Source organism: Rhodopirellula sp. MGV (assembly GCF_002251265.1).
GTDB classification, from domain to species: domain Bacteria; phylum Planctomycetota; class Planctomycetia; order Pirellulales; family Pirellulaceae; genus Stieleria; species Stieleria baltica_A.
The window spans coordinates 14,884-27,289 of record NZ_NPDI01000007.1 but is presented as its reverse complement, the minus strand read 5'-3'; the positions used below and the strand labels follow the sequence as shown (position 1 = coordinate 27,289).

General features: G+C 53.4%; 1 protein-coding gene (cut by a window edge). It reads left to right on the top strand.

Features of this window, described 5'->3' with window-relative positions; all coding sequences use genetic code 11:
• Positions 1 to 12,406, top strand: partial view of a putative Ig domain-containing protein gene (locus tag CGZ80_RS03595; protein WP_143543723.1) — the 3' portion only. Its footprint begins 11,771 nt before the window's first position; 12,406 of the gene's 24,177 nt are visible here — the last part of the coding sequence; its start codon lies beyond the left edge, outside the window; it ends in the stop codon at positions 12,404 to 12,406.

Here is a 12,406-nt window from a genome sequence, read left to right as displayed (position 1 = left end):
CGATGCTGCCACTGCACAGTCGCAAGGTCTGCAAGAGGGCTACGCGTACTTCAAGCTGCCAAAAGCACAGCCGAAAGAAACCTATGGCGTCGGTTTGCAAATGGACCTTTCCGACGCGCCGACGGGGCTTTACACCTTTGAAGTCAGCTATGGCTTGATGCGTCGAAACGGGGATTCCTACGACGGCCGAATCGTTTCACAAACGTCGATCGAGGCCGTTGTGAATGAGACCGAAAGTCCATTCGGCGGTGGCTGGAATCTCGAAGGCTATTTGCGGATGTATCCGGGTGATGCCGGGGTATTGTTGGTCGACGGGAACGGGCTGGAACACATCTATCTGGCCCCGCAAGACGGAAGCAATCTTTATACCGCGACGGTCGAAGACTACAGCGAATTGCGGTTCGAAAACAATCGTTTTTATCGTCGGCTGCGCGACGGTACCGAACAGGTTTTCGACCAAGATGGCTATCTGGAATCATCAACTGATCGAAACGGGAACTCCACACAATTCATTCACCAGGATGGCAAGCTCGTCGAAATCACCGACCCGGTTGGACTGACGACAAAATTGGTTTACTCCGGGGACTATCTGACCAGTGTCGTGGATCCGATCAATCGAACGACGAGGATCGACAATACTGACGGCAATCTCGTGGAGATTGTTCATCCCGATGGTGCGAAACTGAGCTTCCAATACGAGTATGTCCATCAAGATGATCCAGAGATCGGTGATCACCTGATGACGGGGCAAACGCTGCCTCGGGGCAATGACAACACCGATCCGTTGTCCGGCAGTTTCAAAGAGACGTATGAATACAACGACGTGAATGGGCGTTTCGAAAGCGGCACCCGTGTCGATTCGAAAACGACAACTCTCACCGCGGCCCAGGTCATGTTCCTGGCGGATCCGGAAAAGATTTCCGATCCAACTCAGGCGGAAGAACTGCATGTGCTTTCCAGTCCCGCGACGGCGGAACTGAGCGAAGATTTGGTGAGCCAGTGTGGCGGCGATCCACCGGAGTCGTCAGCGGTTCGCTATACAGCTTCGGCGATGCACACGGATTTCAAAGGCACTCGTCGCGAGTTCAAGATGACCAATTTCGGTCAGTACCATGATTCGCGAGACGATGCTCGCCAGACCAAACAAGTGGGACGCGGTTTGAATGCCGGTCGTGTGTTGGTGGAAAAAGATGCCGTCGGAAATTTGACGTGCTATGTACGAGACTTCCTCGGCAACGTCGTTTCGCAGACCGACTATCCCGATGGATCACCCGCGACGCAGACGATCGCCTACGACTACGACCCTGAGTTTTCGTACAGCGAGTCGTACAACATCCCGGTCAAAATCATCGATGCGGTCGGACGTGAAACATTACATTCGCTTGACTCCAAGGGAAATATTCTTCGGACCACAATCAGCGATCCACACGCACCGGCAGGCAGCCCGACTCAAACGATCCAGCAGTACACGTATGACTCCGGGCATGGTTATCTGCCGGATGTCGCCACCGACGCGCTCGGAAACCAGATCGACAGAAATTACAACTCGCAAGGGTTGATGACGGAGCTGATCTTCGAAGATGGAAAACGTACCTACACGTACTTCCCATCCGGCTACGTCAAGAGCGTGATCGATGCCAACGGCTTCGAAACCGAGTACACCCGCGACGCAATGAATCGCATCACTTCTGAAACCAAACGAGGTTTGGCGGAAGCACCTGAGGTGACTCGGACATACGAATATGATGCACACGGAAATCAGACTCAGTCTGTCGATGGTGATGATGTTACGACGACAACGCAGTGGGACATTCTTGATCGGCAAAAGACCAGGATCGAAGCGGTCGGTGAACTCGATCTGACGACTGAATACGCCTACGCCCTTGGGCAGTTTGACATTGGCTACGGTGTGGCCGGACAGGCTGGCGGTGATGTGCACCTGATCAAACAGCCCGATGGATCCGTCATCGCGACGGTCTACAACGAGTACAACGAACCGATCGCGAGCTACGACACTCTCGGACGTAAGACGACCTATGTGATTGACGATGCCGGTCGGACGACTTCAGTGGTTCTTCATCACGGCGGTGTGATCACGAACACGCTCGATGGCCGAGGGCGTGTCACCGCAGAATCTGGCCCATTGCCCGACATGCGGACCGAAACGGTTTATGACCACGCCGACCGCGTGCTTCAAACCACGATCTATAACTCCACCGAGAACCAAACAACCAAATATCTCTACAACTTGTTCAACCAAGTTGCATTGATGACAAACGCCGAAGGCCAACAGACTCGGCATGAATATGACGTCAGCGGGAATAAGATAGCCACCGTACTTGCACCCAATACGGCAAACGAATTCCGTAGTGAATTTACCTACGATTCGCGGAATCGATTGGAAAGCGAAACGAACGGTGCCGCCCAGCCAGCCACCTTTACGTACTATCCCGAAGGGCAACTGAAGACATCGACGGACGAGCGTGGACACACCACCACAAACATCATCGATCAATTCGGACGTGTCGTCGAATCCATCGATCCAGAAGGCGGTGTCACAAAGACTACGTACAGCGGCGAAGGCAACATTTTGCAGGTTGACGATGCCCGTGACACGACTGATGTCTTCCGGTTTGAATACGACGGCGCTAAACGGTTGATCCGTGAAATCGATCCTGATGGTCGTACGACGACCTATGAATACGACGAAGTCGGTCGCAAGACAAAGGTCACCGATCCACGGAACTCACTTGCAAACGGAAGTGACTATACGACCGAGACGAAGTACGACGTCATGGGGCGTGTGACGGAGGTGATTGATCCGGAAGGAAACAAGACGTCCTACACGTATGATAAATATGACGCCGTCGCGACGATCACTCGTCCAATCCCTGGCCAAGATCAAGGCCTGTCTGGCGACACCTATGTGGTCACCAACACTTGGTCAAGCGACCGACGTCGGCAAACCACAACGATTCCGCTCAGCAACGATATCGGTGATGATCGGAAAGTCGAGTTGATCCAGGTCTTCGATACGCTCGGAAACAAGCTTTCTGAACGAAAACCCGGGACCAACGTCTACACACAGTGGCAATACGACAAACTCAATCGGATGGTCGCGCAGATCGATGGCGCCGGTTCCGAGACTCCGGCAACGACGCAGCGCGAATACAACGAAGTCGGCAAAATCGAAACCTTCACCGACGCCAAAGGAACGATCACACGCTACGAGTACGACGATCGACTGTTCCTCAGCGAAACAATTCAAGCGTTCGGAACAGGATCAGCAATCAGTGTGACAACGTTGTATGACGACGTCGGAAATCTGGTGCTGCAATCCGATCCGCGTCCAACGATCGCGCCGACTCAGTTTGTTTATGACAAGCTCGATCGTTTGATCGAACGCATACAGCCTTCTGGAGACGGACTCGCATCTGTTGTTTTTGAGTACGACGGTGTTGGCAATATTGTCAAAGAATACGACGCTCGAGACCCGAACTGGTTCACAACCTACGCCTTCGATTCCGCAGGCCGACTGGAATCAAAAACGGATGCGCAGGGACACACGTGGTTCTACGGGTATGACGACGCAAACAACCAGACGTCGGTAACCAATCCTCAGGGCGAGACCAAAGTCTTTCACTACGACGGGCTCAATCGCCAAATCGGAACCAGCGACGCGATGGGGCACACCATGTGTACCGTCTACGACGCGGCCGGAAATGTGGTTGCAGAAATCATGCCGAATGCAGGTCTGTCGTTCTGCACGGGAATCTCCATCGCCGATGCCGAAGGACTGACGCATACAAAAGTGATGCAGTACGACAATGCAAATCGCATGATTGCGTTGACCGATGCCGAAGGAAACACGACGCGCTATGGCTATGACGCGGCGAGCCGGAAAACGTCGATCGTCGACCCTCGTGCCGGGGCCAACCCGGCACTTTGGACAACCACGCTGCAGTACGATTCTCGTGGTAATCTGATCGAAGTTGTCAGACCTTCGGGAATGGAAGGAAACGATGAAACACTGACAACCGCCTATCAGTACGACCTGAACGACAACTTACTTGTCGAAACCGATCCACGCGGGGTGTCGACACGGTACGACTACGACGTGTTGAATCGTCGTATCGCAATCCACCAGGAAACGGCGGTTCCGCTCGCTGATGATGGTACCGGTCAATTTGATGGCTTTGGCGTTTTGAGAACGCGATTCGATTTTGACGAAGCCGGCAATGTGATTCATTCCTATGATCCGCGCGGCAGTTTCTTTGATAGTTCATCGACGTACGACGGTGCGAACAATCTGACATCGCGGACAAATAACACCGGAACGCCGTCGGCACCGGGCCCGGTCGCAACGTGGGTCTATTCATACGACAAGAACAACAACGAAATCGCGAGCCAAGATCCTCGCGGACAGTACTACACGACCTACACCACCTACGATGAATTAAATCGGGTCGTCCAAGTCGACCGGCCACGCGGAATTCCATCGGAACCACTCGCACCGTCGACCGAGAAGTACATTTATGACAACGTTGGACGCCTGATTGTTACCGAAGGTCCACGTGCCGGACTTGACGGGCAAGTTCTGCGTATGACCTACGACTACGATCCAGCCGGTCGGCAGATCTCACGGATCGACCCTGCCGGGCATGAAACACAGTACGTCTACGATGCCAACGGAAATGTGATCGAGGAACGCTATGCGGCGGATGCCTATGCTGCCGAGCGAATCATCAGGCATTCCTTTGACGAAAACGATCGACTGACATCGACGACAAATGCCGAAGGCTACACCATCGAGTTGGAATACGACGCGGTCAATAACAAGACCGCTACCGTCGGGCCGTTGCTCGATTCGGACGGCAATACGATTCGATTCGAATCCGTTTACGATGCTGCCAATCGCGTCCGGGTGGCAACTGATGCCGAACACAATTCTACGACCTACAAGTACGATGGTTCCGGCAATGTGATCGCCATCACTGATGCCCGAGGCGACTACTACACAACAGAGACGATCTACGATGGGATCGGCCGTGTCGTGCAGACCTCAGTGCCGACCGGTACGGAGCTGAATCCAGGGCCTGCCGCGGTCACGCAGTACAGGTATGACAATGCCGGGCAAATCGCTACAGAAATCGATCCGCGTGGTCCCGCATATGCAACTGTCTACACCTACACGGTTGACGAGCAAATTGGCAGCGTCGACCGTTTCAGCGGACGGACAGTGTCCGACAATGATCGTGAGCTTGAACAGTGGACTTACGATGCGGCTGGCTATCTAGCGAGCTACATCGATTCTCGCGGTGCGGGTTTTGAAGATCAGTTCGTATTCGATGCCAGTGGGCTTCTGATCGAATCGTCAACGCTTGGCGGAACCGAATTGAACCCAAAACGTCTCTTCAAAAAATCCGCTTACGATGAATCAGGCAACTTGATCTGGGAGCAAGATTTCGGCGGCGAAGACTACGTCACGCGATTCGAATACGACGACCTAAATTATCCCGCAGCCATCATTGATGCTGTCGGCGATGAGATCCGCTACACCGCGGATCGGTACGGGAACCTCGTGGTGGCGACTGACAAGTTTGGTACATCACGACGAACTTATGATTCGATGGATCGTGAAACGTCGCTCACTAATGGTGAAGGCGATGTGTCCAGGACGTTCTATCCGGACACCAACACGACGATGACCAAGGACGGACGTGGGAACGAGACAACGACGACCTTTGACGGCATGGGGCGTATCCTAACCGTTACCGATCCATTCGGAGATCGAACAGAATACACCTACGATGAAGTCGCCAATCTGGTGCGTCTTGTTGATGCGGTGGGGAATGTTCACGAGACGACGTTTGACGCACGCTCCCTTCCCTTGGTGCAAACCGTTGGTGTTGGCAGCGATTCTGAATCGAAGGTGACGTTCGAGTACGATCTGCTCGGACGCTTGATTCGACAAACCGATCCACGTGATCCTACGGGACAGTTTTTCGCGAGCACGACGCATTATGACGGGCTTGGTAGAGTCACCGAAGTCCATCGCTCGGCAGCGACGCCAGACTTTTCGATCGATGTTCCTGTCACACCAGGGTTCAGTGATCTCGTGACGCAACTGTTCTACGACGAAGTTGGCAATGTTGTCCGTGAGGTTCCCGAAGGAGGTGACGACTATGCGATCGATTACGTCTACAACCTTTCAAACCAGCCAACCGAAGTCAGTCGTGACACCGGAACCACCGCGGCTTCCCGGATCAGCGTCACGCAAATGGACTACAACGACAACGGCGATCTTGTTGAGTTGATCGACGCACTAGGGCATCGTACGACTTACCAATACGATGCCGTTGGGCGACGGACTCTAAGGACGATCGAATCGTCCGAGGTCGGTGGCGATATGGTGCAGTCGTGGAACTACGTGACGACGGCGAATGGTCCGACCATTGCCATCACCGATGCGACCGGAGTCGTTGCCCAGGTCATGCACTTTGATAAAGCTGGACGGCAAAGCAAAATCGAAACGGTCGGTGAACCGGACCGCGTCTTGACGTATGATGCGTCAGGAAACCTGAAATCGGAAACGGTGGGTAACTGGTCCGAAAGTCATCAGTACGATGCTCGAAATCACCTCAGTCAGACCACCGATGGTGACGGCAACACCGTCCGCTACGAGTTTGACGCAATCGGCAATCTACGGTTTTTCTTCGAAGCTGACGGAGCCGAGCCAACGGAGTATCGCTACAACGCCCGCAACGAAACTATCGAAGTCATCGATCCAGTGGGCAACGCGACGCAGTATGAATATGACCCGGCGGGCAACTTAATTGGCCTGACCGATGCTGGTGGTGAAGTCACGGCGTATCAATACGATGGTGAGGGACGCTTGATTGCCGAGACGAATCGGTTCGGCACAAAGTCGTACACCCTTGACGCTCAAGGCGAACGCGTAGCGATGGTTGACCGTGACGGTCGTCGGTCTACATTCCAGCATACCTTTGCCGGTGATCTGGTGACCGAGTCTTGGTTTGATCCCAGTGGAACTCAAGTCGGCGCGATTGATTTCCAGGTCGACGCTCTCGGCCGCGTCACCAGGATCGATAGTGATGGGACCACCGTCGATCTAGAACTGAGCAACGACGCATCCGACCGGTTGATCCATCAGACCCTGGTCATCGAAAACCAATCGTTTCAGCTCGCTCACACTCCCGACCAGCTTGGCCGGGGCACCGAGACCGCAGTTTCATTGGTCGGTCAGGACGAACCATTTGTTGTCAATCAATATGTGTTCAATCCGGCTACCCACCAGCTCGAACGTGTGGAGCAATCCGGCAGTTTTGTTTCGGAAAAGTCGATCGAATTGACCGATGCGACAGACCTTGCCAATGTCTATTCCGCGATCACTCGACGATCAAATGGAAACGACGACATTGTTACAACGATCGGTCGAAACAACCGCGGACTGACGGAGTCAATGATCCATGACGCGGGCGGCGTAACGTTAGAGTCATTCCAATACGCGTATTATGCAGACGGCCAACTGGCGACTGCGACGGATTCCAATGGCCTGGTTTCGTACGGATACGATGATGCAAATCGCTTGATCGGCGTGCAATACGACACGACCGCTCTGGACAACGAAGGCTATGTCTATGACGAAGCCGGAAACCGTCTTGATGATGGTTTTGTTGTTGGGGATGGCAACCGACTCGATTCAAACGGCGACCTTCTGTTGGGCTACGACAACGAAGGCAACTTGATTAGCGTCACCGATGAATCGACCGGACAAGCAAAAGAGCTGCACTGGGATCACCGCAATCGATTGACTCGTGTTGCGATGAAAGATTCAGACGGCAATCCGATTTGGCAACTGGATTTACTGTACGACGGCTTAGATCGCCGCGTCAAACAAACGCTCCAGGTTGCCGAGCCCGGACAGCCTCTGGCGGTCAGCGAAGAACGGCTGTTCGTCTATGACGGCGCCGATTTGATCGCAGAAGTCTTAGTGGACACCAATGACATTGCTACCGTTGATGTCGTCTACCTGAGTGAATCCGAAACCGATTCGGTTCATGCACAAGACTTTGGCGGCGGCGATTTCAGTTGGTTGTTGCACGACCGTCAAAAGTCCACCCGCCTAATTGTGGATCCCCAGGCGTCCATGATCGACAAAATGATCTACGGTGCCTACGGCGTCATGCTTTCGCAACAGGCCAACGGGCCACAATCAAGATTCTTGTACACCGGGGGCGAGTTTGTTCCTGAACTGGACCTGTACTACAGTCGCGCCCGCTTCTACGACCCTTCGACGGGACGATTCTTGTCGGCCGATCCCAGTGGATTCCTAGGAGGCGATGCGAACCTCTATCGGTATGCCGGAAGCGATCCGGTCAACATGGTCGACCCCAGTGGTTTAAAAGCCGTGCCTGTAGGTAGTTCCAGCGTTACCAGTGACGTCGCGGCCTCGCACAGTGGCAGAGTCGCGCGCGTCTGGGGAAGTGGTGTAGCAAATCCTCTCGGCAATGGAGCACGCCAATTTCAGCTGTCGATCGACCAAAACACATCCAACATCAATGCCGCGATCGCGAAAGATCTAAAGCCAGTCATCGAACTCACCGGTTTTTACGCATCGCTGGCGGTTGGCGTGTTTACCTCTCCGGAAACACTCAAGTCACTGTCGATTGAAAACGTCTATCAGGCTGGCTATAAAACGCTAAACCAGTTGGGAGCCTATACAAATAGCCAATCAAAGACGATTGCTTCGCATTTGAGTGCGATTTCTGCTGACTCACGCATGATGAGCCAGCAGTACGACCAGCTTGTGAATGCCGATCCGTTTTCCGACTGGGGTATCATTGCGAAAAATCGACTGATGTTCTGGTCTGCGGTCAGTGCGGCGACATTCCTGACCGTCGCGGATGAACTGTTGGATGTCGGCGCGATGTTTGCAGATGCCGCGGTGGTTTCGATGGAAGGGTACGGCTTACCAAGTGAGCGTGCTCAGCGAGAACGTTATTCAAAAGTCGCGATGGCGCTCGAGCAGCAAGGCGCACTTGCGGTGGCAAAGGCTGCCATTGATGCGATCGTGGATCTGCCAAACCAATTCTTCTCGGATGATGCGACAGTCCGCGCTCAAGCACTGACGACCATCGGTGAATTCATCGCCGCCCCAGCCGCAAAAGCAGCGTCATCCGCCATCGTGCGAACAGGCGGCCGCGTCTTGCGAAAGTTGGGCGGCAGGCGTCCGGGTGTAGGTAATATTGAATCGTTGTTGAAAGGCATTACTAATCCAACGGCCTTGTACGACGAACTGATCGCGGCAGTTCGGAAGGATTCGCTGGACTTCGAGGGCCTAAAGTACAAGTTACGAGACAAAGACTACAACTTCGACAAGGTCGAAAAAGAAGTCAATGACTTTTTCAATCTGCCGTCGACCAAGGAAAGGTTGAAGGGGCTGACTGCTGCGGAGATCGAGCGTCTGAAGGACATTTCGAAAACGATCGAGTCATCTCGATTTATCAAAGAGCCGATCGCGCCAAACTACTACGAGGTCATCAAGCCCGATGCCCCTGGACCAGAAGACTATCTGTTCCACGAAACAGATGGTCTTGCCAAGAGAATGCTGGATTTCAAAGATCCGGACGTTCAAGGAAAAATCGGGCAAACGAGTGCTGTTGCGAAAAAGCTCGAAAAGCTCGCTTCGTCGTCACTCGATCCTCGACTGGCCAAGTTCTCAAAATCGCTCAGTGAATTTATGGGGCACAAAGGCCGCATCGGCTTACCGAACGTCTGGAATAAGCTTGACAATGTCATGCACGAGGCCATCGACTCGGTCAAACCTGGAACAGGATCGGTTACTGACAAACTAAACCGTTTGTCGCGAAAAGAAGCTGCCGAGGTGATTCGGATTATCGATGAAAAATCGGTTCGCAATCCGGTGATGACAGAGATCACCGCACAGTTCGCGTTCTCAGAGCAAGGCAAAGCTTTAGGAATCAATGGTGTATTCGAGCGGGGATCATTCGGAGCATCGATCGATCAATTTCTGTTCCGGGCTGATTGGGTGACCAATATTGTCACCGGAAAGTCAACACCGTTCAGCGTTTTGCAAGGGGAGCGGTATGCGTACGCATGGCGGATCGTTTCTGACTTGTTCAAAACTCCCCTCGGACCGCTCAGTGATTTTGACTTGAACTTTACGACTGCAACTTTGGAACAATATGAAAAGCTAATTGCAAAGCAGAAGGAAAAGGTCTTTGACAAGGACAAAATCAACCCTGAGACGGGTGAGTTAGGCGTTGTTAAAGAAAAGGATATTGTCGGTGCAGACGCTATCAATAAGTTCTACGAATTTGCCAAAAATGAGCTCGATGAACGGATCGCACGTGCCATTTCCAACAATGATGCGGCGCTAACAACGGAGCTCAAATCGCTTCGAGAATCGTTTGATACCTACGAGAATTCACATCGAAAATATGAGTTGGTGGAACTCTATAAACAGGACGTGGATGAGTTCAGAGAACTTGTGCGTGATGGATTCGATGCGGGGCATCCAGTCAAGAAGGGGGCGCACGGTTACATCGCTACCGACGCACGCAAATACTTATTCTCCTACTCTACCCAGCTGGAAACGGCACTCGGTGACGGTGTCTTGCGACGACTTTACGAGCGTATCAATCCCTATCAATCGGTGGTTCAGCGTGTGCAGATCACCGGTAGCGCTTTTGTCGGAACGTCCGAGTTCCTTGTACTCGACAGGAACTTCAATGTTCCCGCGCCACTGCAGGTCTCGAAGGCGTTGGAGGTCGTCGCGTCAACGGTCTACAGCCCACTGCACCTGCCTGCAGAATTCGATGGAACGTTCGATCACATCAACGTTTGCACGATTCCATCGAGTGACGAAGATCTGGACGTGAAGGTTGACGAACTTGGGTTACAAGCGATGCAAACTTGGATCGATGCGATAAACGTCGTTCCAAATGTCGCTATTCAGTTCGGTTTTGATGATCTTGCCGGTGAAGCGCTCGCTAACACTCGGATCCTACGGCGTGACGAACTCGGCCGCCCAGCAGAGGCGACCATCATGGTCGATGCCGATGCCGCAGGGCTCGGATGGTCTGCCAGTGGCTATGACCTGCAATCAGTGTTACTGCACGAAGTCGGTCATGCATTCGGCTTCGATGCCACAACCCCAGGATTTGCCTACTTCGTTGACAGTGACGAACAGGGGATCGTCTATCACCTGAGTGATCGCGAGCTGCGTCTTGAACGCAATGGGAACGAGCTCGATAGCGATTTTCATTCCGACGCAGTGATGAGTGGCCGAATCGACCCGGCCGTCGTGAAGTCTCTCACCGAATCAGACGTGCTGCCCGTCGCCGCGATCTGGAATCTCGATCAACAGAACCGTGGCTCGCGGTCAACAAACACTGCGCAGACAGTTCGCCGGGGAGACGTGACTTTGGCAAGATCGGTGTCGTCCGCCGAACCAGAATTTGTTGACTTGCCGATCACCGATCCGACCGTCGTCAACGCCAGACTTCACAACGTCGCGTTTACCCAAACCGATCCGCTTGCCGACGACTTTGCCTGGTCGACCATTGGGACGACGATGATTCAAGCCGGTTCGGTGACATTGCAAGAAGGCACTTCCATGTTGTCGAGCCTTTCGCAGGCGTTTGTGGTTCCCGCAGGCAAGAACACCTTGTCGTTCACGATCAGCGGATTGCAGCTCGATTCCGGCGTGAACTCGGGTTCCCCGATGCACCCGCCAGAAGTCTTCGAAGTCGGTCTGCTCAGTAGTAGCACTGGCACCAGCCAACTTGGTCTGATTGACTCGATCGCTGGTGGTGACGCGATCTTGAATATCCAAGCCGATGGGACGCTGCGGTTCGCCGAAGGGGTTTCTATCGAAGGGAACAAGCGTAGCGGCTCCGTCATTGATTTCAGTCAACCGTTTGATGTCTTCGTTTCGCTTCCGGATTCAATCAGTGGTCAAACGACGACACTGTCGTTTGATCTCGCCGGATTCGGAGTTGATGCCAGCCAAGTTCAGGTCAGCGATATTCGCTTGGACTCGACCAACGGTTGGCAAAACCCGGTCGACAAATATGACGTGAACGATTCGCAAACCGTCAGTCCAATTGATGCGTTGACAGTCATCAATCAGCTTGCGGTCGGCAGCGTCTTTGATCGGTCGACACGCCGCTTCGTAGAAATCACTGATGCGGTCGGCCCGCCTTCGTTCTATGACGTCAACGGTGACGGTTTCGCTTCGGCACTCGACGCGTTGTGGGTGATCAACCAACTCGCACGACAACAGGCTGCCGAACCAGAATTTGTCGACCAAGCGATCGCCGATTGGGACTACGAGTTGGATTTTGACGAGGCCCAGTAG